Source organism: Companilactobacillus allii (assembly GCF_001971585.1).
GTDB lineage: Bacteria > Bacillota > Bacilli > Lactobacillales > Lactobacillaceae > Companilactobacillus > Companilactobacillus allii.
This window is the reverse complement of record NZ_CP019323.1, coordinates 2386524-2409593: the sequence shown is the minus strand read 5'-3', so window position 1 is coordinate 2409593 and position 23070 is coordinate 2386524. Positions and strand designations below refer to the sequence as shown.

Annotated in this window: 27 protein-coding genes; 17 read left to right on the top strand and 10 right to left on the bottom strand. The window is 32.9% G+C overall.

From position 1 onward, the window contains the following. Positions 1-123: 123 nt before the first annotated feature. The 4 genes from BTM29_RS13115 (at position 124) to BTM29_RS12700 (ending at position 4729) form a co-directional block, all read left to right on the top strand. Positions 124-252 carry a hypothetical protein gene (locus BTM29_RS13115; RefSeq protein WP_257787693.1) on the top strand — a complete coding sequence of 43 codons (129 nt, stop codon included), beginning with the start codon at positions 124-126 and terminating at the stop codon, positions 250-252. A gap of 68 nt (positions 253-320) precedes the next feature. Beyond that, a complete protein-coding gene (locus tag BTM29_RS11965) occupies positions 321-2048 on the top strand; it encodes an ABC transporter ATP-binding protein (RefSeq protein WP_083685995.1) in 1728 nt (575 codons plus the stop codon). 19 nt (positions 2049-2067) lie between these two features. Beyond that, the gene (locus tag BTM29_RS12705) at positions 2068-3612 is read left to right on the top strand and encodes a class III lanthionine synthetase LanKC N-terminal domain-containing protein (RefSeq protein ID WP_083685994.1); all 1545 of its coding nucleotides are present in this window, start codon (positions 2068-2070) and stop codon (positions 3610-3612) included. Beyond that, positions 3605-4729, top strand: a complete 1125-nt coding sequence (locus tag BTM29_RS12700) for a lanthionine synthetase C family protein (RefSeq protein WP_418236015.1) — start codon at positions 3605-3607, stop codon at positions 4727-4729. Before BTM29_RS12705 ends, BTM29_RS12700 begins: the two co-directional genes overlap by 8 nt. Before the next feature lie 648 nt (positions 4730-5377). On the opposite strand, the gene BTM29_RS11950 is transcribed toward BTM29_RS12700, so the two are convergent. From BTM29_RS11950 to BTM29_RS11935, 4 genes are all read right to left on the bottom strand, one after another. After that, a complete protein-coding gene (locus tag BTM29_RS11950; RefSeq protein WP_076618276.1) occupies positions 5378-5755 on the bottom strand; it encodes a hypothetical protein in 378 nt (125 codons plus the stop codon). Next, positions 5752-6429, bottom strand: a complete 678-nt coding sequence (locus BTM29_RS11945; protein WP_076618272.1) for a helix-turn-helix domain-containing protein — start codon at positions 6427-6429, stop codon at positions 5752-5754. The genes BTM29_RS11950 and BTM29_RS11945 overlap by 4 nt, the downstream gene beginning before the upstream one ends. 113 nt (positions 6430-6542) lie before the next feature. Beyond that, complete coding sequence (locus tag BTM29_RS11940) at positions 6543-6989, bottom strand: flavodoxin (protein WP_083685992.1); 447 nt, start codon at positions 6987-6989, stop codon at positions 6543-6545. Between the two features lie 33 nt (positions 6990-7022). Further along, positions 7023-7361 (bottom strand): hypothetical protein, encoded by a 339-nt coding sequence (locus BTM29_RS11935; protein WP_076618266.1) that lies wholly within the window; start codon positions 7359-7361, stop codon positions 7023-7025. Between the two features lie 748 nt (positions 7362-8109). On the opposite strand from BTM29_RS11935, the gene BTM29_RS12695 reads away from it, so the two are divergent. From BTM29_RS12695 to BTM29_RS11885, 9 genes are all read left to right on the top strand, one after another. After that, positions 8110-8625 carry a DUF805 domain-containing protein gene (locus BTM29_RS12695; protein ID WP_083685991.1) on the top strand — a complete coding sequence of 172 codons (516 nt, stop codon included), beginning with the start codon at positions 8110-8112 and terminating at the stop codon, positions 8623-8625. A gap of 11 nt (positions 8626-8636) precedes the next feature. After that, positions 8637-9716 carry a PrsW family glutamic-type intramembrane protease gene (locus BTM29_RS11920; RefSeq protein WP_076618261.1) on the top strand — a complete coding sequence of 360 codons (1080 nt, stop codon included), beginning with the start codon at positions 8637-8639 and terminating at the stop codon, positions 9714-9716. A 22-nt stretch (positions 9717-9738) separates the two neighbouring features. Further along, entirely contained in the window at positions 9739-10992 is a 1254-nt protein-coding gene (locus tag BTM29_RS11915) for a serine hydrolase (RefSeq protein WP_076618257.1), read from the top strand. After that, positions 10993-11646, top strand: a complete 654-nt coding sequence (locus tag BTM29_RS11910; RefSeq protein ID WP_076618253.1) for a zinc ribbon domain-containing protein — start codon at positions 10993-10995, stop codon at positions 11644-11646. Between the two features lie 495 nt (positions 11647-12141). Next, positions 12142-12738: an NAD(P)H-binding protein gene (locus tag BTM29_RS11905; RefSeq protein ID WP_076618249.1), complete on the top strand. Its 597-nt coding sequence runs from the start codon at positions 12142-12144 to the stop codon at positions 12736-12738. A 9-nt stretch (positions 12739-12747) separates the two neighbouring features. After that, entirely contained in the window at positions 12748-13140 is a 393-nt protein-coding gene (locus BTM29_RS11900) for a MerR family transcriptional regulator (RefSeq protein WP_076618246.1), read from the top strand. After that, positions 13133-13831, top strand: a complete 699-nt coding sequence (locus BTM29_RS11895) for a hypothetical protein (protein ID WP_076618243.1) — start codon at positions 13133-13135, stop codon at positions 13829-13831. Before BTM29_RS11900 ends, BTM29_RS11895 begins: the two co-directional genes overlap by 8 nt. A 354-nt stretch (positions 13832-14185) precedes the next feature. Further along, on the top strand, positions 14186-14875 hold the full coding sequence (locus BTM29_RS11890) for a LysM peptidoglycan-binding domain-containing protein (RefSeq protein ID WP_076618240.1): 690 nt from the start codon (positions 14186-14188) through the stop codon (positions 14873-14875). 103 nt (positions 14876-14978) lie between these two features. Next, positions 14979-15437, top strand: coding sequence for a GAF domain-containing protein (locus BTM29_RS11885; protein WP_076618237.1), 459 nt, complete (start codon positions 14979-14981; stop codon positions 15435-15437). 205 nt (positions 15438-15642) lie between these two features. Here BTM29_RS11885 and BTM29_RS11880 read toward each other — a convergent pair whose 3' ends face one another. The 4 genes from BTM29_RS11880 to BTM29_RS11865 form a co-directional block, all read right to left on the bottom strand. After that, positions 15643-16803 carry a cation:proton antiporter gene (locus tag BTM29_RS11880; RefSeq protein ID WP_076618233.1) on the bottom strand — a complete coding sequence of 387 codons (1161 nt, stop codon included), beginning with the start codon at positions 16801-16803 and terminating at the stop codon, positions 15643-15645. Between the two features lie 80 nt (positions 16804-16883). After that, on the bottom strand, positions 16884-17531 hold the full coding sequence (locus BTM29_RS11875; protein WP_076618230.1) for an NAD(P)H-binding protein: 648 nt from the start codon (positions 17529-17531) through the stop codon (positions 16884-16886). Positions 17532-17546: 15 nt separating this feature from the next. After that, positions 17547-18119 (bottom strand): flavodoxin family protein, encoded by a 573-nt coding sequence (locus BTM29_RS11870; RefSeq protein WP_076618227.1) that lies wholly within the window; start codon positions 18117-18119, stop codon positions 17547-17549. 74 nt (positions 18120-18193) lie between these two features. Further along, positions 18194-18781: a TetR/AcrR family transcriptional regulator gene (locus BTM29_RS11865; protein ID WP_076618224.1), complete on the bottom strand. Its 588-nt coding sequence runs from the start codon at positions 18779-18781 to the stop codon at positions 18194-18196. 174 nt (positions 18782-18955) lie between these two features. Here BTM29_RS11865 and BTM29_RS11860 point away from each other — a divergent pair, with 174 nt between their 5' ends. The 4 genes from BTM29_RS11860 to BTM29_RS12845 all read left to right on the top strand — a co-directional run bounded on the left by BTM29_RS11860 (position 18956) and on the right by BTM29_RS12845 (position 22093). After that, entirely contained in the window at positions 18956-20284 is a 1329-nt protein-coding gene (locus BTM29_RS11860; protein ID WP_076618219.1) for an MFS transporter, read from the top strand. 68 nt (positions 20285-20352) lie between these two features. Continuing rightward, positions 20353-20775, top strand: a complete 423-nt coding sequence (locus BTM29_RS11855; RefSeq protein WP_076618977.1) for a MerR family transcriptional regulator — start codon at positions 20353-20355, stop codon at positions 20773-20775. Positions 20776-20876: 101 nt separating this feature from the next. Next, positions 20877-21713: an aldo/keto reductase gene (locus tag BTM29_RS11850; protein WP_120270423.1), complete on the top strand. Its 837-nt coding sequence runs from the start codon at positions 20877-20879 to the stop codon at positions 21711-21713. Between the two features lie 227 nt (positions 21714-21940). After that, entirely contained in the window at positions 21941-22093 is a 153-nt protein-coding gene (locus BTM29_RS12845; RefSeq protein ID WP_157886456.1) for a hypothetical protein, read from the top strand. On the opposite strand, the gene BTM29_RS11845 is transcribed toward BTM29_RS12845, so the two are convergent. Further along, complete coding sequence (locus BTM29_RS11845) at positions 22094-22528, bottom strand: ACT domain-containing protein (protein ID WP_076618216.1); 435 nt, start codon at positions 22526-22528, stop codon at positions 22094-22096. Between the two features lie 106 nt (positions 22529-22634). Continuing rightward, positions 22635-23024 (bottom strand): winged helix-turn-helix transcriptional regulator, encoded by a 390-nt coding sequence (locus BTM29_RS11840; protein ID WP_076618213.1) that lies wholly within the window; start codon positions 23022-23024, stop codon positions 22635-22637. Positions 23025-23070: the final 46 nt, after the last annotated feature.

Sequence of the window (23070 nt, the reverse complement as noted above, 5' to 3'; positions counted from 1 at the left end):
TAATATTTCTGATGGTTTTAGAAAGATGGAAATATATATAGTTCAAGGTATTTACAACAAAAAGTAGGTTATGCATGGTAATTTATATGCGTACTAAAAATATTTTTTTAGGAGGAAAAGGGTATGAATACTAATCCAATAGTTAGTTTGCAAAATACACAACAACCACTTACAATTGCTGCTAAAAAAGCATCTAGAAGCAATATAAGTTTTATGTGTACCGGCCGTAGTTTTTATAGTTTTGGTTGTTAAATCTTAATAGGCAATAGACAGACAGATGCTGATTTCAACATCTGTCTGTCTATTTGTGGGAGATATCTATGAATAAAAATGAGATAAGAGTTTTTAATATTAATTTTAAGTTCCTTATTGGGTTGATATTAACCATGATAGGTAGCTCATTAAATCTTTATGTACCCATTCTTGTTGGAAAAGCAATTAGTCTCAAAGAAATATTGATTTCTGGAACCAATAATTCGATATATATATTAAAGATTATCATATTACTATTATTAACAACCATTCTAACCTCTATTGGTGGATACATAATTAGTCGAGAAGGGGATAAAACAATAAAAGAAATTCGTGAAAAAGTGAATACACATTTATTATATTTACCGACATCGTATTTCGATAATTCAATTAGTGGGCAATTATCTAGTAGAGTTATAAATGATGTTTCAATAATAAAAGAATTTATTACTATAATAATCCCACAAAATTTATCGGGCATAATTACATTATTTGGGGCACTCAGTATACTAGTATATACGGATTGGAAACTAACCTTTGTTATTTGCATTAGTTTTCCAATATACGCTCTTTTAACTATTCCGGTAGCAAATATAAATGAAAAACTGATAATAATACTTCAATCAGAATTAAGTAAGTTGTCAGGTGTTGTAACAGAATTCTTAAGAAATATTAGAACAGTTAAATTAAATAATGCAGAATCAATTGTTGTAAAAAATATAAATGGTTATATAAATAATATGTATAAAATTTCACTTCGTGGAGATTTAATTAATTCAGTTGTTGCACCGCTTCAATCGGTAATTTCATTTGGTGTAATATTATCAATTATTTTATATGGTGGCCTAAGAGTTAATAATGGAACATTGTCAATGTCTAGTTTGGTAACGATTGTTATGTATTTAGTACAAATTATTCAACCTATAAATACAGTATCTTCTTTTTATACTAACTTTAAAGAATGTAAAGGATCTTTAAGTAAAGTTAGTGAGATTATCCAAATGTCCACTGAGAATGATATACCTTTCAATATGAAATTACCCTCCAATTATTTAGTTAATAGTATCAGATTTGAGAATGTATCATTTTCATATGAAAATGATTTAATATTAAAAAATGTAAATATTAAATTTGAGAGAAATAAAAAAATAGCAATAGTTGGACCTTCAGGAAGTGGTAAAACAACTATTATAAATTTATTAACAAGATTATATACAATAAATATTGGCGGGAAAATAATATTAAACGAAGATATTTCTTCCGAAGATATTTTGATTTATGATTGGAGAAAACTTTTTGGAGTAGTTTCTCAGGAAAACACCGTATTGACGGGAACAATCAAAGATAATCTTATATTTGGCTTGAATTATATACCTAATAATAGAGAATTAGATGATGCAATAAAAGCTAGTAATTTATGGGACGATATCAAAGATTTACCTAATGGTATCGAAACGTTAGTTGGAGAACAAGGTGTTCAATTTTCCGGAGGTCAAAGACAGCGATTACAGATAGCTAGAGCTTATATAAAAAATCCAAAAGTTTTAATACTAGATGAAGCAACATCAAGTTTAGACCCGAGTACCGAGTCACTTGTTTCAGAAGCATTGAGGAAAGTAATGAGTGGAAAGATGATAGTTGCGGTTGCACACAGGTTGTCTACAGTAATGGATGCAGATGAAATTTACTTTGTTGATAAGCATACAATACTCGATCATGGTAAACATTCAGATCTTCTTTCAAGATTACCTGAATATAAGGAATTTGTAAAAAAGCAATTTGGATCAATTAAATAGGATATGGGAGGACATTATATTGTCATTAGATGGAACCGAGTATCTAAAATTTGTGAATAATAATAATTTACCGTTTTACTCATATGAGAAAATATTAAATCAAAGTGGTACTATTTTTTCTACGAAGGAACTAGATAAATCAAAATGGAGTGTAACTAGAGATAATAATTGGAAATATATTATTTTTAATAATAATTTGCTGCCTAATCAAGGATGGAAAATTCACATATCGGCTAATATTAATGATGCTGCTGAAGTATTACAAGATATATCTTCATTTTTAATAGATAAAAAGATATCATTCAAATTTGTACCGGATTCTTATACTCTTAAAATCACTTATTCAAAATATGGACATAGAGAAGAATCTGGAAAATTTATTACTGTATATCCGTCAACTGAGAAACAATTTTGTAGTCTTTTAGATCCATTACTGAACATAATGTCTGCCTATAGGAATGGACCATATATATTAAACGATCAACAATGGAAACAAAGCAATGTTTTCTTTCGTTATGGTGCATTTAAAAAAATGACATATAATATTGATGGAAATATAACGTATATTATAAAAGATCCAAGAGGAAAATGTATAGAAGATGTAAGAGCACCATATTATTCACTACCTAATTTTATAAAAGAACCTAAATTTATTTTAGAAAACAATGTTTTTCCAAACGAAAAGGTTTTTTCAGATCTCAAATCATTTAAAATAGATGAGGCCATTCATTTTAGTAATGCTGGAGGAGTATATAGTGCAAAGTACAATAGTAAAAGGGTTATTTTAAAAGAAGGACGGCCAAATGTCGGATTAGATAGGAATAATAATGATGGATTTGCAAGAATTAAGCATGAGTATAATACTCTGGTTAAACTTAGGTATGTTGATGAGATTGTAAATCCCATCAATTATAAAGAAATTTGGAATCATAATTATTTAGTTGAAGACATAGTAGATGGTGAAAGTCTTAGTGAATTTATTGCAAGAGAGTATCCTTTTTCAAATGATATTTCCGCTAAAGATTATTTGAAAAAGGCTACAAGAATTTCAATTACATTAATGTCAATTGTAAAAAAAGTTCATAATTATGGTATTGCCATAGGAGATTTGCAGCCATCCAATATTATGGTCATAAACAATCACGATTGTATTTCTTTAAAGCTTATTGATTTAGAATGTGCTACGAGAATAAATAATAAATTTGAACCCGGACTAGTCACTCAAGATTTTGTTTCGCAACATTCAAAAACTTTTGGTGCTGCTGATTGGTATGCTGTTTATAAAATTTCTAGACATTTATTTTTACCGATAGAATCAGGGATGAACTTCAGTAAAAATTTCATAATGAGGCAAAATGAAAATATTGAAGATAAATTTGGAAAATCGGCAATCAAAACACTCACCTATGTAAGCAATGAAATTAGTAAGTATATCAATATTTATCCGTCACCTAATTTTTATAATAAAGAGTTAGATGTTCCTAAGTATAAATACAGTATGAAAAATGTCGAGAATAATATTGTAGGATTAGATTTAGGGTTAATTAAGAATTTAAATTTTTGAAAATGAAAATCTTATTTTTGGAGATATTGATCAGTACAATTCTAGCATCAGTAAATATTCGATTTCCAATGGTTCTATGGGTGTAATTATGTCTTTGAAGGAAAATAACAAAAAATATTTTGAAAATTCAAAGAAATGGAAAGAATGGTTAAATAGTGCCGAGAAAAATTTATTAAATATTAGTGAAAATGAATTATGCGACAATGGTTTATTCAGTGGCATGAGTGGTATCTGTTCAGTAATATATGAGAACGGTAATCAAGATTTGTCATATAAACTTTTGGAAAAATGCAATTTTAATAATAAAAGTATGAACATATCTATTTATAATGGTTTATCTGGAATTGGATTGTCTCTTTTATCGTTTTATTCATTATCAAATATAATGGTTTTTAAAAATAGAGCCATTGAAATTGCAAATATTATTGTTAATAAGATTAATAATGGAAAATTCGAGGAGGAAAAGGAGTCTGAAGAGAAAATAGGATTGATAACCGGATGGACGGGGGCAGCATTATTTCTTTGGAAAACCGGAATATTACTTGATGAGAAATATAAAAAGTATGCAATTATTATATTAGAAAAAATTGTTAATGACAATTTAGTCAATGATGAACAAGGAATAACCTTTAAGGACGACAGTAGGGGATTTAGAAGATTGATTCCGTATTTAGATACAGGGTCTGTGGGGATTGCCCTTACCTTATTGGAAATGCAAAAGGATGATCTGGATTCAATTAGTATGAAGTTTAGTGATTTGTTAAGCAAATTGATAGACAGTAATTATTCTTCTTGTTCATATATGTCATGTCTATTCAGTGGTGTAACAGGATTTATTGTTCTGTCTAATGCAATTTATAAAATATATGGGGTTAATAAATCACTAAAAAAACATATATTATCTCTGAATAATTATGCCATTTCTTATGATGGTATGGATATATTCCCTGGTAAATTAGGTTATAAATGCTCGATGGATATTAGTACAGGTTCTGCAGGGGTAATGTCAGTGTTAAATGATGTTGTTTCAAATGATAAGTGGGGATCTTGGATTCCCTTACCAAAAAGTGATATGAATTTATTTAATATTAATAAAGCAAAGAAAGTAAATTATTGAAGGTATATATGTTATGACTAAAACAAATAGATTGTCTCAGATATTTGCTTGGGTAATTTTTTGGATAGAAAATATTTTAATAATAAGTATTCCTGTTGTTACGGTATTGCACCCAAAGGATGTAACTGGAATTCCAGATAATATATCCAAAGTTATCTTCTCCTTTGGGTTTCTTGGGGTAATAATAATTTTACAAATAATCACATATTTTTCGATAAGAAATATAGATTCCTATAAATGGAATATTAACTTGCTCATTTTAGGGTTAATACATAATCCTTTATATTTAATTCCTTCCATTATATGTATGGTAAATAATAGGCCTATATAAATAAAAAATATTTGTGACAAAATTCCGCAAAAAAAGACCAGAATTTGGAGTGCACTAGTACCTGTCAAGTTGACATTTGAAATAATATAAAAATTGAATATTATTTTAGATGGCCATATCCCTAAATTATGTGGGGTATGGCCATTTCTTGTTTCTGATCTGCTTATATAATTAATACCATCCTCTACCAACTTAACTAGTTGTTCGTACGTTTTGGGTATCTATCCAGTAGACTTTAAATTTGCTCCACCAACGGCTCCATAGGAGTGTTGTCATAGGATGTTCCTGGCCTAGACATACTTCTTATCACATTGTGCTCATTTAACTTGTAAATATATTTCTGATTGCTTTTCATGGTCACATTTCTTAATTCTTACCTGACATCTTATATAGAGTTCACGCATTAAACGTTTCACCTGTTTAATAGTAACTTTACATGTGACTTGTGGATTTCTTTTCAAATTAGTAAGAATTGTACCGGCACCAATAGATTTAGTATTCAATTCGTACCAATAGGTTATTCTCTCTTTTAACAATTCATCTTGAGCTTCTCTTGAAGTTTGCTTTCGATTGAAGAACTTATTATATGACTGTCGGCTAACGCCGACAATGCCTAGTAGAAGTGTTATTGCACCGTGCTTATTTTGACTAACTTCCTTTATTGCTTGGTAAGCTAGTCTGTGTCTTTGATTCACCCCCTGTGCTGAAGTTCCTTCAGTTTTTTTACGAATGCCTCGATTATTTTTTGATCTTCAAGTTGGGATTCCAATTGTCTAATCTTTAAATTGGCTTTATCTAAATCAGTTAGATCCTTTTTAGCCTTTCGATGGCCTCGACCATCGAGCAAGGCCTCATACCCATCTTTTTTAGATTTCAAAACCCATGATCTAACTTGTTGATATGTCACAGAAAAATGTTTAGCTGCCTCACTATATGAATGATTATTCTTCGTCACATATTCGACTATTTCAATACGTTCTTCAAATGTTGTCTTTCTCGACATAATGGAATCCTGCTTCCTTGACGGATTATGTCTCGCCAATGATTTTCCATTATTATACTTGAATACCCAGTCATATACCTGAAAAACACTTCTGAGTCCATATTTATTTACCAGACCCTCCATCGTATCTTTACCATCAAGGAAGTCATGTACAACTTTTAATTTCAGTTCCTCAGGATAAGTATCGTTTTTGGTTTTCTCTCTTAGACCGTCGACTCCGTCGCGTTCAAAGAGTGTAAGCCACCGTCTTAAAGTGCTTCTTGTAATACCATTTATTTTTGTGAAAGCACTCACAGAAACTACAGTTTTATCAAACTCATTAATTAAATCAAGCTTTTCCGATAAACCAAATTTGGATCTAGACATAAAAAAATACCTCCATGAAAGTCAAATGAAATTATATTATTTCATCTGACAACCATAAAGGGATTATCGCAGGATGTCTACTTATTTTTTATTAAACGAAACTTTGTCATACTCTATGCGAGAGCCTCTGTAATTTCAGTTTCAGAATTAGCACGGAATCCTTCTTCTAGTTTAATTGAAGATCCCTTAACCATTGATTCAATATATGGAAGAGTGATTTCAAATGTACTTGAACCACTTGTTGAAAATGGGATAACAGTCTTATCTGATAAATCGAATTTTTCAAAGAAACTATCAATGATCATTGGTGGCTTCTCGTACCAAGTAGGATAACCCAAGTAAATTTTGTCATAACTACTTAAATCCAAATCAGTAGTGATATCTGGATGGATATTATTTTCACTTTGTTCTTTAGCAAGTGCAGCTAAATCGTCAAAGTTAGTTGGCCAAGCTGTTTTAGCTTGTAATCTTTCAATATCTGATCCAGTTTCCTTAGCAATTAGCTTTGCGGCTTTTTCTGTATTTCCTGATGTAGAAAAATAAATAACGATAGATTTCATGATAATTCCTCCTGTATTTATTAGAAATGGGTTTTACTTAACAGATTCTGGTGAATTGACAATTTGATAATCCAAATTTGACAACTCTAAGAACTCAGTTGAAATACGAATGACTTTTGATTTTGAATTAGGATCCTTATTCAAGACAATTATCTTCTTTACTTGATAGACTTTCATCGATTCCACAACGGTAGGAATCAGATCAATACTAGAATTATTATCTAGTTCAACAACGATAATATTTGTATCCTTCATTTTGTTATCCAAGTCAATTCGATTGATTGAATTGCTGTCCATAATGGTAGTATTAGACTCACTGTCAATTAAATTAGATGCATCGATTTTATTTCCCAATATTAGAACATTAGCCATTAACCTACTCCTTAAGTATTTGTATATATATAGTTTAACGCTTATCGTAAATTTTATGTAGAATTTTTAAAATCGCTTTCATTTTTGACTAATGCTTATTTACAACTAAATGACGTTCTTTATATTCGTCAAGTAAACAATGGAAAAACTGCTAATAAGGTTGTATTAAACGATATCCAGTTCGTTCATTAAAGCATAATAAATGACAAATTGAGCTTAGTATTAATGAATTTGACGTTGTTTATGACGATTAGTTCTTCATTTTTATTCGAACTGAGAATGAAGTATTTGATTGTTAGTGCTTAAAATAACACGGTAAATTACAGTATTATATTGATATTTTAAGTTGGTTGTAGCGAATCGCCTACGATGAAATGTCACCGTAAAAAGTGACTCTGCATACTGAACGGTTCTTTTGTATTCTGAGTTCTTTTAAAAGTTTACCTAAGGTATTATCGACCAAAGACACCAATTATATAATATTGGTTTAGTAATAAAATCCATATTATATATTAATATAAGGATTATATTGCTTAAATTGCTTGCTAAAGTAAAACATTGTAATTATAATTTTGTATAGAAATATGTGAATATATTTATTGATTTGGTATTTTAAGTTATTACTGACAGATGATGACACATTTACTGAAGTGGTGACAAGATAAAGAAGTCATCAGTTGTAATACTTAAAATGTAGTCTAATTATGTAATGTAGTTCGCAAAATTAATATATTTTGGAGGGGTTATAATGATTTTTTGTCCTAGATGTGGTTCGAAGCTGGATAGTGATGATCGTTTTTGTACTAATTGTGGTTTAGATTTAAGCCAAATTGGCGATACAGTGAAGCCGACCGTGGATCAAGCACAGTCCCAATTTACACGTAATCAAGCAGTGTCATATACTGATTATCAATCAAATTTGGGATTAGTGGGTGCCTCTAAGGAATTTCTTAGTAAATATACGCAATTCAGTGGTCGGATGAGTCGCGCAAATTACTGGTGGTCAATGTTGGCCTATGGATTATGCTATTTGGTGTTGATAGTCATTTATCTGTTGTTTAGTGCGCAATTAGGCATGTTCTTATTGACTATTTTTGGATTAGGTCTTTTTTTGCCATCTTTGACGGCCATTAGTCGCCGCTTACATGATATTAATCTATCATTTGCCAATTATTGGTGGTCACTACTACCAATAGTGGGCTCGATATATGTGCTCGTTTTATTATGTCGTCGTGGGGATATTCAAGCCAATCGATTTGAATAGAGGATTTTAATATGAATAATGTTAGATTTTGTCCTAAATGTGGTCAATCATTGGACGATGGAGCCAAGTTTTGCACTAATTGTGGTTTTAATGTTAGTGGCATGCATGTTATTGATCAGCAAACAGTATCTCATCCAAAGCAAAATTTGTTTGATTCTGCGACGGAAAAGATAAACGGCTGGACTGGTGAAGATAAAATGGTGCCAATTCATTTAGGTACCATGTTCAGTGAAGTTTTTAAATCTCATTCTGAAGCCGAAGCCGAAGCTCTATTCATTGTTGGAACTAGTAAAACAACACCAACTTTGGAACAGGTAAGTGATTCACCTGTAAAGCCGTGGCTATTTTCACGTGTGTTGATATTGTTTGTTTTGACGATTAGCTTACTTGTCGGCAGCATCTATGTGTTAAATGGGCAAAAGATGTATGTTGGATTAATTTCGATTAGTTCGTTAGCAGTTCCGTTTTCACTATTAATTATGTTCTTCGAAATTAATACGTTTAAAAATATTAGTATTTTTAAAGTTACTAAAATTTTCATGGTGGGAGGCGTGGCCTCACTATTAACCACGTTGGGGTTGTATCAATTTGTTGAAGTTGATCAAATGTCAATTGTTACTGCGGCTATTGTCGCAGTGGTTGAAGAATCCGGTAAGTTAATCATGATTGCTTATTATATTAATCGAATCAATACAAAATTTATTCTAAATGGAATGTTGATTGGCGCGGCCATTGGCGCAGGTTTTGCGACGTTTGAGACAGCTGGCTATGCAGGTGAATTAGGTGTATCTGTATTACTATTACGGGGGGTTACTGCATTGGGTACACATACCCTATGGTGTGCCATTGTCGGTGCCGCTTTAGCTCTAGCCAAGGGATCAGAACCACTTTCAGCGAGCACCTTTCAGAATGGCAGTTTTATCCGATTTTTCTTATTATCAATAGCCTTACATGCTATTTGGGATGCACCGTTAATTTCTGATATGAAAAAGTACACTATTTTGATAATTATTGCATGGGTCGTTATATTAGTATTAATTGATGCTGGGTTACGTGAAATTAAGACGTTGCAACAGAATCAGACACATTAACCCTTTGGAGGAAATAAGATAAATGTTTTGTAAATACTGTGGGACAAAAAACCAAGCCGGGTCGCAATTTTGTCTTAATTGTGGTCGGCCGCTTAGCAAAATAGCGTCGTCTAAGTCACAACAAGAGGTAACTAAATCAGTAGATGCTGAGACTACTAGTCAAGTGCCAAGAAATGACTCAGTAGCAAAGGGTTCTAATCAAGCGTCAGCTACAAATCAGGGCAATAAAACGGTCAATGCGCCTCAACCATTAATACCGAGAAAGCCGTCTAAAAAGCATCATTATTGGTGGTTTATCATATTGTTCATCGCCGTAGTCACGATTGGTGGTGGCACGACCTATGCAGTGATGACATATCGTAGTCAATCCAAGTCAACGGCGGTGGCTAAAAAAGGAAAACAATCGAGTGCTAAAAACTTGGTATCGCAATCAAGCGAATCAACTAAAAAGAAGACATCATCTGAACCAACGACGACGCCATTTCCTAAGGCAAGAATCAAACAGGTAATTAATACAAACTTATCTGGGCTAAAGGGAACAACGTCAGTAGCAGTAGCTTCAACGACCAATCAAGCTAAAGTGGTTCAAAATAACCAGTCACAACGGGCAGCGAGTTTGATTAAACTATTTATTTTGATTACAGCTTACCAGCAAGCCAATTCTAAAGAGCTAAACCTGGATGATACTTATACATTATCCGCTACTGATAAAGTAGGTGGGACAGGTACAATCCAAGGATTACCCACAGGTAGTGAGTTAAGTTATCGTGAAATATTGAAACGGATGATGGATGAAAGCGATAATACAGCGGCTAATATCATGATTGACAAAATTGGTGGTATTAGTACAATTAATGCCGAAATTGAACGGTTAGATTTAAATGATACACAACTAGAACGAAAGATGATGGATACAGATGCTTTGGCAGATGGCAAAGATAACTATACGTCGGTGACTGATGTGGCGACAGTTTTAAGTAAGATATACGCTGGTAATCTGATTTCTCAGAAAGCTGATCGGGCCATGTTGACCATTATGCATCAAAATGCTAACCACGCTAAATTACCTCATGATTTACCGAGTGACGCGACTGTTTATAATAAAACCGGTGAGTATGGTGATTATGGTGTTCAAAATGATGCTGCTATTATCAAGAATAATCATGGGGCGTTTGTCGTTGTTGTCTTATCACAGGATGGTAATGAATCTGAACAAGTTTCAGCTATGAACAGTCTAGGAACCGAGCTATATCAGACTATTTTGGAGGATAACTAAATGAAATTCTGCATCAAGTGTGGTAAAAAAATTGAAGCCGATTCTGCATTTTGTCCATTTTGTGGTGCTAAGCAACCGTCACCATCTGTAAGGCTGCTTAGTCAGGTTACATCTTCGGTAAGCAAGACTGGTGATGGAAGTCATTCTAGACAATCGGCACAACAGACTGATGCTTCTCCTGTCAATCAGCCAATCAGCCATCCCACAACAAAGACTAGTCATAGTAGTTTATCAATTATTATTGGGGTGATTGTCTTAGTTATCGTAGCTGGATTAGGTAAGTATGGCTATAATACTTATCAGCGTAATCATTTATCGGACCAAGAGATTGCTGATATGAGCAGAACGGTAGTTTCCAAACACCTCGGTTCAAACAATGAAGTTTATTATTCAAAAAGTACTAACACAATTGATGTGGTCCCGATTTATGGTTCTAATTTTTATGAAGATGTTGAAGAAGTAATCGTTTATGGTGAAGGAACTGAAAGTCTCTCAAACTACTTGGAAGAATTAAAAAAAATTTCTGAGGAGATGGCGGATCAAATGCCGACGAAGGATCATGATGTTAAAGTTCAATTACTCAATCCTGAGAATGAGGATCGACATTTGTATATTATTGAAAATGGGACGATTACTTACGATTTTAGTGAATAGTGTCAGAAAACCAGCAACTTTATTGGATAATTGTGATGAAACGTAAAATCAAATTAGTCACGATGGTCATTCTAAGTAAATTTACTTTTTCTGACCCTATGGTTTTTGGTGTGATAGGAGAAATCCTATTGCACCATTTTTATTTTGTAAAAAGAGATAAGCTGTTCTAAATGTGACTTTAAGGCTAGAATTAATAGAAAGGTTCAAAAAATGTCTCAGTTCATCTATCGATTCAAAATGTTACTAATGGCATGTATAGACAATATTAAGAGGTATTTTTTTGATTGCTCTTATAGAAATTGTGAGGACACTTGCCAAGGGCGAGTGGTAATATTCGATGTTCTTTGCAACGAGCAATGCATAAAACAATTAGAAATGTGCATTTTGAGGTAATAGCCAAAATATAATAAAATAAATTCACAAATAAGTTGCATTAAAGTACAGTTTAAGGTTTATATTAATAAACAGAGTGGAAGAAAACATGAGGTGGACGATATGGAAAATGTATTAATAATTGGTGCGACCGGTTCAATTGGCTCTATTGTGAGGAAAAATTTACTAGAATCAAGCGATAGCCATTTGACATTGTTTGTTCGAGATACTAGCAAAATAAAAGATGTGAATATTGAACGTGAGAGTGTCGTCTCTGGTGATGCCGCGAAAATATCTGATATTAATTCAGCCATTGAGGACCAAGATATTGTGTTTGTTAGCGTGACTGGTAATTTACCTGAAATTGCCCAAAACATTGTTACGGCTATGGACGATGAAGCAGTTCAACGTATTATATTCATAAGTTCCATGGGGATTTACAACGAGGTGAATTCAGATGGTGATAGTAACAATATCTCATCAGCACTGATACCATATCGTAAAGCCGCTGATGTTATAGAACAGTCAGATCTAGATTCAACAATCATTCGCCCAAGTTGGTTTGATGATGAGTTAGATACAAACTATCAATTGACCTTTAAAGGTGAGACCTTTGTTGGGAGGAATGTTTCTAGAAATAGTGTGGCCGACTTAGCTACACGTATTATTAATGAACCAACACTCTACGAAAATGAAAGCTTGGGAATTAGTCGAGCATAGAGGTATATTATGAATATTAAAGAAGTCGCAAAAGAGTATGAACTTAGTGAAGCTACTATTAGATATTATGAAAAAGTGGGATTGATCCCACCAGTACATCGAAACAGTGTTGGATATAGAGATTTTACACAAGAAGATGGTAATTGGGTCAGTTTCGCCAAATGTATGAGAAATGCCGGTATGTCCGTTGAATCGTTGGCTGAATATATTTCACTTTTTGATCAAGGGGATTCAACGGTTATTCGCCGTAAAAGGATTCTTGAGGAACAACAGGCTGTGATCAAAGCAAAACTTGATGAGATGCAAAGCACTTATGATAGGATCTCAATGAAAATTGATAACTATGATGACCATTTGTCAAAATTTGAAAAGGAACTTGAAGAACAAAGAGAAAATGTCTAATAAAACTTACTATTCAGTAATGAAAAACGATTCACTAGTACTGGATTGGACAACTCATAGCCAAGATGTAGTTAAAACACTGAAGCAAGATAGCAAGTGTATCTTGGTATCTTTGAGTGGCAACTCATCAATTCCAATAGATGATTTGATGGATATCGGTAAACTAAACATTTATGAACAAGAAACGATGGATCATTTTATGAATGAGAAGACTTGTGGGGATGTTTATCTCGATAATGCCTTTACATTAATTGATGATTTGGAAGCTCAATATAATAGTGATGATTCTAAATATTCCTTTGAAATTTACTTGGCAACTGCACTTTCAAAAAGGATGAAATTGTCACAGAAAATGAGCTGGTTATTGATGACATCATTTTTAGTTAGTCGAATTCCAGAACTCAAAAATGTGACTTTTAGTTATCCCGGAAAAGATTGGAGTCCATTTGACAGTGAATTTTTTGATAAGTTAATTGAAGAACCATATGAACAACCCTTTACAGATCAAAAAGTCGAAACCTTTTTTGAATCTAAACCACTTTCTACTTATAATTATGTGGCCAAAGCTTTTCAAGATTTGACTGAATTATCTAAAATTGATAAAAATGATATTTCATTGAATAATTTACAGAGTTCATATTCATTTGGGTTAATTAGAATGAGTTTTGAATTGCTTAAATATTTTTCATAGTATAGTTAATTACTGTAAATTATTGATTTGAACCAAAATAGCCAGCATTCCAAAAGTGGATGCTGGCTATTTTAGATTCAAATTTACTGCCAATTTACGGAATAATGCAATTATATTTGATATTTTCATCGAAATGTAAAAGTTTTTTGTAAAATATAAGTTTTTTTCTGAAATTTACAGGATGTATAGTTATTGATATGATAGGTTTTTACTTATTTATATTTCATTTGTGTTACCAAAGTTACAGAAAAGCCGTTTTTTGTAACCTTATTTAGGCTTTTATGTAACATAAGCCTGCTATTATATGCAACATAGCGTTGAGAGCTAAAGAAAATATAAGGATGTTTTTAATTTATGAAAAAAGTATTATCTATTGCTTTACTAAGTACAACAGCCCTAACTGCAATGGGAGCAACTGCAAAGACTGCTGAAGCTGCAATTACAGTCGACAGCACTCGCGTAACCGTTGAAGCAGGGGACACATATAAGAGTATCGCTGCTAATAATGGAATTACAATTCCAGAACTAGAACAAGCTAATGGCCGTGAAATTGGTGGATTTGATTTGATTTTTCCAGGGGAAACAGTCTATCTTCCATCAGCTACAAGTAATGTAGCAACTACAACACAAGACACAACAACACAAGCAACAAGTGATACAACAACAGCTGTTGACCAGACACAAACAGCTACAACACAAGCTGCTACACAAGCACCAACAACACAGACACAAAGTACACCAGCACAAAGTACACAGACACAAAGTTCATCAACAGGAACATCATACGGTACATTTAAGATCAGTTTTTATGATCCAGCTGTACTAGGTTCAAACATGGGATATGGCGGTGTTGCTGCTAATCTTTCAGTATTCCCTAAGGGTACACAATTGAAGATTACATTGGCTGACGGTACAGTAATGTATAGAACAGTTAATGATACAGGTACATTTGCATACAGCAATCCACAACAATTAGATGTTGCTATGCCTAATGCTTCAATTCCTTCATACGGAGTTACTTCAGCTACTGTAGAAGTTGTCTAAATCAAATAATATTAATACGAAATACCAGAAATCAAAAATTGATTTCTGGTATTTTTTGTTTTAATATGGTTTACATGTATTTACAAATTGAGGAGAAATTTTCATGACAGAGAAAAAAACATCATTAATGAACAAACAATTAGATGCACTATTATTCAATGAGACGAATTTAATAGCTAACTTGGCAAATGCCAGTGCTTTGATCAATGATACTTATGAGGACTTGAATTGGTCAGGATTTTACTTATACAATGAAGATACTGACGAACTTGATCTTGGTCCATTCCAAGGTAAGGTTGCGTGCATGCATATTAAGAACGGTTCTGGCGTAGTTGGAACTGCGTTTAAAGATCAAAAAGTCCATCGTGTGGCCAATGTTCATGAATTTCCCGGACATATTGCTTGCGATAGCGCTAGTAATTCAGAAATTGTCGTTCCTATTGTTAAAGGTGAGAGAAAAATCGGTGTTTTAGACATTGACTCACCATCACTAGATCGATTCACTGAGGATAATGAAGTAGAACTAGCAGAATTTGGTGAAATCCTTTCAAAACATATTTAGCCGTAGACAGAGTGTGAAAATACGTGTTCAACTTTCGAGTATAATGCAAAATAAGTAGACATTCACGTAAGTGGATGCCTACTTATTTTTTATTAAACGGAAAAAGTTGCGTATTTTCACACGTTTTAACCGCAAGTTTGAGTAGAAACAAAGTGTCACACCAACCAATTTATATAGAGCAAATTGTGTTTTGGTACACGTTTCTCTATTCGGTTTGTTCAGAACTTAGCATCTTATTAAACATCATTGGACAAACTATACAGGTTATAATGGCGGCAAGTGTTATGGCACCATTTTGTGCTTCGTTAATGATCTTTAAGTTTTGGCCAACTTGTAAAATAGGTAGTACTAAAGTAATGGTTGTTGACATTAATATAGCAGCTCCAAATGAATGCTTATTACCAAATTTGCGTCTTAATACTAGGTATATGATTGATTTTGATAAAATAAAAGCAATGAAGAAAACTGGTATTAATATCAATGCCTCTTGATCCTTCAATAGAGTTCGTAGGTTCAAATTAACTCCAGTTACAATGAAGAATATGGGGACAAAGAAGCCATAAGCCATTGAGCTTAACTTTTCTTGAGTATCTTTCTTGGGATTGAGTAGTTTCATTATCACTCCAGCTAAGAATGCACCCAATATGCTTTCGGCACCGATTTGTTCAGCTACAGTGACTAGTGTGAATATCAAGAAAAATGCTAGTCGGATATCTAGTTGAGTGGTTGTCTTATCTATGTTGTCGAAGAAAATATAGACACGTTTGAATCTTCTTAATAGGAAAATTGCAACTAAGAATATTGTCGGTAATAGTAGTGCCGAAAAATAATTCTTTTGTTGAATAGCTGAATAAATCGTTAGGGCAACTAAAGGAATGAATTCACCCATTGCTGATATCAGTAACAGTGTTTGTCCATATTCATTATCCAGTAATCCAGCTTCAGTCAGTAATGAAATGATAACTCCAAGTGCAATGGTGCTGACTAATATTGTGGCCAGAATTATGTTGTTAAATAATCCAGTGTAATAAAGTACCACACTTAAAACTATTGACATTATTAGAACTGATACAAAACTTCCAAAAGCTAAACCTAAAGGTGATTTTTCAGCACCTTTAGGTTTTTTTTCAAATAATGAAAAGTCAATTTCCATACCACCTAAGAAAATTAACATAATTACACCTAAGTTGGCCAGATAGGTAAGGGTCGAATTAGGTTGAATTAAGTTGAAACCGGTTTTACCAATAATGATACCCATGATTATCTCTGCAACAGTTCCCGGAATTCTGGTAATCCTAAAACGTGCCATGATTAGTGGTGTCGCCAGAGCTGCAAAAAGTGTAATCAGGACTGAAAATTTGCTCATAAAATAAACCCTCTTTTGTTTTTGTACATTAAGAGTTTAGCTTACTTGAAGCTTTTTGTCTCGTATTTATACCGCAAATTTTAATATACTGGTCTGTCTAATCCTTCTGTATCAGGATCTGCCATACCTAAGCTGTCATTTTCACCAAAATGTGAATCTTTGACAATCTGTAATACTACGTCAGCAACACTTTGACGTGATCCTGAAACACCAACGTATTTTTGGTCCTTTGTCGTAACAGAGTATTTAACTTCATCACGATTATTTAACCAAGGAAGGCGTAGTGTTGTGTAATTTAAACCTGATTTTTCAAGAAGTTTATCTGAATCGATTGCCATATTCAAGCCACTTGAAACTTGAGAATAGTTCCAGCGTCCAAATTCACCAGGGACTTCATTATAAATTCCAAGAATATTTGTGAAGATCACACGATTAACATTGTTTTCTTTCATTGCTTTAATCACATTTTTTGTCATGACATTATTGCTGGTATGATCAACAACTGCAACAAAGACCATGTCTTGATCACTAATAGCATCGTTAACTGAAGACTCGCTCTCTAAGTCGGTTTCAATGACCTTTACACGACTACTTGCCAAACTTGAAAGGCGACTGCTATTACGAAGACCGAGTGTTAATTCTACATTTTTAAATTCATCTTCGTTTATAATTCTATTCTCAACTATACGTGCTATTTGTCCGTTTGCTGCTAAAATTAATAATTTCATATTTATTATCCTCTTTTATTTATTGATTTTTTTTAGCCAATTGATGAAATTGGTTCGATCTTGTTTTGCCATGGTATCTCTAATTGTGTAGTTAGTTAACAATTTTGTTGAACCTGTTGTTAATCTAGATATAACATCGTTTGTTTCACCTGAACCATATCCATCATTCGTTGAAAATGATGCAACGGATTTATTCGATAACAGTGTTCCATATTCTTCTAGAAATTCTCTCATCGGATTGGCAATTGTCATTGCCCAGATGGGATGTCCCAGAAGTATCGTATCGTACTTATCTAGATTAGGAATATCTGAATTTAATTCAGGCCAGTTTTTGGCATCCCGTTCATTGGTTGCTCTATTAACAGTTGCTTTGTAGTTAGATGGATAAGGATTTGAAACTGTTAATTCGAAGATATCTGAATTCAATACATCTTGTGCTAACTTTGCTTGCTTTTCAGTATTACCACTGCGTGAAAAGTAAATTATTAAGATTTTTGTGTTATTATCTAGAATCCTTGTTGGATCTACATTAGCATTGGTATCTTTACCATCCGAAATTGCACCATAGCCGGTTGTTATATTGTTCATTTGAACACTCCTTTCTTTAAATGACTGTCAGTCATTTATTTCGTAAAATAATAACTTTACCAGAAGTAAAGTTACTAATCATTAATATATGGTTTTAATAAAAAGTCTAATTGTAAATCACAGAATTTGTTGATAGTTTGAACTGGTTCAATTGTTTCAGGTGTGATGCACCAGCTTAATATGATGCCATAAACTTCGGTTATTAATAGGGAAGTTAGATCATCAACAGGTGTATTTTGTTTTAGTTTTCCATTATCAATCAAGTGATTTATTAGCTTCTTTAATAGACCCTTATCGTACTGCCATTTTTCCTGATTCGATGAAGCAGTAATAAATCTGACCCATTGGCGTGCCATATTGACCTTTGAATCTACAATAGTTTGTAAAAAGTTATTAAGATAATAACGGATACTTTCATCAGGTTTTCCTTGTGATAATTCTATAAGTTGACCAGATAAGTTATGCATATGTCTTTTGTTTAATTCAAAGATAATATCTTCTTTTTTGTCGAAGTAATTATAGAAAGTACCTTTGGCAACACCACTAGCTTTAGTTATATCAGATACGGACATTTTTTCGTATCCTTTTTGTTGTAGCAGATTTTCAGCAGTTTCTAGTAGATTCTCTCTAGTAGTAGCGGCTGCAAGTTCTCTTTTTGTCATATTCATCACCACGACTAGTACTATAAAACTTTTATTTGAGGAAGTCAATGACCAACGGTCATTTTTTGTAATAAATATGACTATCGGTCATTGACATTTAAAATAAATAGCATTATAGTAACAAACATTGATTTAAAAATGACCCGTGGTCATAAAGAGAATGGAGAAATTAAAATGCAAAAACAAGAATTTGGAATAGTTCTTCCTATTGTATTGTTAAGTTATTTTATGATTGTTTTAGATAATTCTATTATTTTTACTAGTACAGCCAAAATTGCTGAAAATTTATCATTAGATACACAATCGTTAGCTTGGATAACGAATGCCTATGCACTAACTTTTGGTGGCTTTTTGTTATTTTCCGGTAAAGCTGGGGATATCATCGGTCGTAAAAAATTCTTTCAAATTGGATTAGTTCTTTTTAGTGTTAGTTCATTATTAGTTGGAATATCTGTTAATGCGGAAATGATCATTGCTATGCGTGCTATTCAAGGAATCGGATCATCAATTCTTGCCCCCAGTACATTAGCTTTATTGATGGATAATTATAGTGATGATATGCGGACAAAGGCGATTGCTTATTACGGAACTATTGGTGGACTGGGAGCTAGTTTTGGATTAATTATCGGTGGTATGATTACCACTTATTCATCGTGGAGAATCGGATTTATAATTAATGTGCCAATTGGATTGATATTATTATTGTTGTCATATAGATATTTGAAAACTTCAAAAGTTTATAATCAAAAACTGGATTTTATCGGTACGATTCTTTCTATATTAGGTATATCAGCACTTGTTTATAGTATTAATGGAACTTCTTATAGACAAATATCTTTAATAGTCTCGATAATTTCGTTGATATTATTCGTTCTTTACGAAAGTAGATCAGATAAACCAATCATGCCACTTGTGTTATTTAAAGATAAAGAGAGAAGCTTTGCATATCTAACAAGATTCTTCTTCGTTGGAGCCAGTATTTCTTATTTTTTCCTAACTCCATTAGCTTTGCAAAGTGTCTACGGTTTCACACCACTTCAAGCAGCTATTGGGTTTTTACCAGAGACGATACCACAATTTATAGCTGCGACACTTGTAGCTAGAATGGTTAATATTAATGTATCTAAGACTATATCAGTTGGGACTATTCTTGTATTTGTTGGGTCGCTGTTAGCGGCTTTAGTTAAGATTCAATCCAGTTATTGGATTGCCATTGCGATTCCAATGGTCATAATGGGTATTGGACAAGGTTTAGCACTTGGAATTTTAACAGTTGCTGGTGTCGCACATACAACGCCAAAGTTGAGTGGTTCAGCATCAGGGATAGTTAATACGGTTCACCAAATAGGTGGATCGGTTGGATTATCAGCGGTTGTAGCATTAACTAGTCAATATAAAGGTCCAGTTACTTCATATAATATGTCGATGGTCTGGATTACAGTTATATCTGCTATTGCTATGATATGTGCAATTGGAATTATTCAAGCTGATAAAAAAATTTAAAAAAAGGCTTGCTCTGGAGTTAACTCCAGAGTTTATTATAAGAAACATAAGTTATGAAAGGACATATTATGAATAGTAAAAAAGTATCTGAATTAATGGATTTAACGGTCGATACATTACGGTATTACGAAAGAATTGGGGTTATACCTCCAGTTGATCGAGATAAGAATGGGTATCGTGATTATAAGACAAATGACTTGAATTGGATTTTCTTAGCTAAAAATTTAAGGGCTGCAGGATTGTCCATTGAATCTCTAGCGGAATTTGCAAGCTTGGCTGAGAGTAAGGAAGATGTCAAAGGGGCTCAAAAAGAGATTTTAAATGAACAAATGGAAAACTTAAACGAGAAGTTATCTGATTTACAGCGAACAAAAGATTTATTGCAATATAAGATTGATACTTATGATGATCATATTGCGAAGTTCAAATCAGGTGAATTAGACAAAGATAACACCGAAGAGTTATGGACTATGAAACATTTTAAAAAATAATTAAAAAAAGTTCTTGCTGTGGAGTTCACTCCATAGCTTAAGATGAATTTGAGTCAAAATGAAAAGCAATTAAAAAAACTGTAACAAAAGAGGAGAAATTTATGAATATTAAAACATTTAAACTAAACAATGGTATCGAGATTCCAGCAGTAGGATTTGGTGTCTTTCAAATTGAAAATGGAGGCACAAAGAAGGCTGTTCTAGATGCTATTGATGCCGGATATAGATTGATCGATACTGCTCAAGCTTATGGTAATGAAGCTGAAGTAGGAGAGGCAATCAAAGAATCAAGCGTTTCACGTAAGGATCTTTTTGTAACAACTAAGGTTTGGATCAGTTCAACTGGATATGATGCAACTAAGGCAGCCTTTGAAGATTCATTGAACAAACTTCAACTTGATTATCTTGATATGTATCTAATTCATCAACCATACGGTGATGTTTACGGATCATGGCGTGCAATGGAAGAACTACAAAAGCAAGGAAAGGTTAGAGCAATTGGTATTTCTAACTTTACTGCCGACAGATTCGTTGATTTGAACAAGCACAATGAAGTTACACCACAAGTTAATCAAGTTGAAATCAATCCTTGGAATCAACAAAGTGATGAAATTGACTGGAACAAGAAAACAAATATTCAACCAGAAGCATGGGCACCATTTGCTGAAGGTAAGCATAACTTGTTTACTAATGAAATCTTATCTGGAATTGGTAAGAAGTATGATAAAGGTGTCGGTCAAGTTGTTCTTCGTTGGTTGTTCCAAAGAGGAATTATAAGTTTGGCTAAGTCTGTTCATAAGGATAGAATGGAACAAAATATTAATATCTTTGATTTCAGTTTAACTGATGAAGAAATGAAGCAAATCTCATCATTAGATATGAAAGAATCAGCATTCTTTGATCACCGTGATCCAACAATGGTTCAAAACTTGGACTAGAGTGTGACAAAACACGTTCAGTTTTCATGGATAAAAAAAATCGGTATTTACGTAAGTAAATATCGGCTTTTTTGATTTATATGGAGAAAAATTTTCACTGCAAATTTTTGTAGATAGAGTTATCACAGGCTATTTCTGCAATAAATAACCACAACATATTCATCGATTCGTCATACTTTTTGTATATATTAATATTAAGAAGATACTAAGTAGACGGAGGATTGAATATGAATTTTTTGACTATGGCTTTGACTTTTATCATTGGACTGTCATTTCTTTTATCAGCTAGCCATGTTAAAAGTAACAAAATCTCCAAGTTTCTATATTGTATTGGCACATTTGGAATAGTTATGGCAATGTATATCGCATGGCCCAAATAACTATTCTACAGAGATCAATTGGACATTATTAATATTGTCAGTTTGTTTCAATTTGTCCATTAAGTCATCAATGGTCCCGGTTAGATGACTGACATCTATTGAGATTACCACGCTGGCAATACCATGAATTGGTATATTTTGGTTAATTGTTAAGATACTAGCATTAGTCTCTGAAATGATTGCTATTGCTTTTGCAAGGATACCTTGTTCGTGATTTAACATCATAGATATTAAGGCTTTGCGATCTGTCATATTATCATCGGGCAAAAAGACCAGGTCTTTATATTTATAGTAAGTACCACGACTTATACCAACTATCTTGACTGCTTCACTAACGTTATTGGATTTACCAGTTTCCAATAATTCTCGTGCTTTTATAACTTTATCAAACGATTCCGGAAGAATTGAACTATCGACAATATAATATTTTTCCACGATATCACTCCTTGATTTAAACGTTTATACATCTTAAATTATATCACGATAATATTATTAATAATGTATCAAAAAAGAACAGTTTGCTCAAAACTGTTCTTTTTGTTTACTCAACATTTGGTAAATCTTGTGTTTCCACATTCTCACTTTTTAGAAGAATAATATTTTCACCATTTTGTTTACGACGCTCAATGTTTTCTTCTCCCCAAAGACATAATTCCTCTAAGATACGATTCAAACTGTCACCATATTGAGTTAGTGAATATTCAACTTTCGGTGGTATTTGGTTGTAAACTTTACGATCGACGATTCCATCATCCTCAAGTTCTCTTAACTGTTGAGTTAACATTTTTTGAGTGATATTTGGAATTGCTCGGCGTAATTGGCCGGTACGCATGGTTTGATGTTTGAGATGGCAAAGGATAATTGGTTTCCATTTTCCACCGATAATATTCATTGTGGCCTCGACTCCAATGTTATAAATAGATTGTTTCATGATTTTACCATCCTTGTAAACTAGTATTAACATCTTACCATCATTT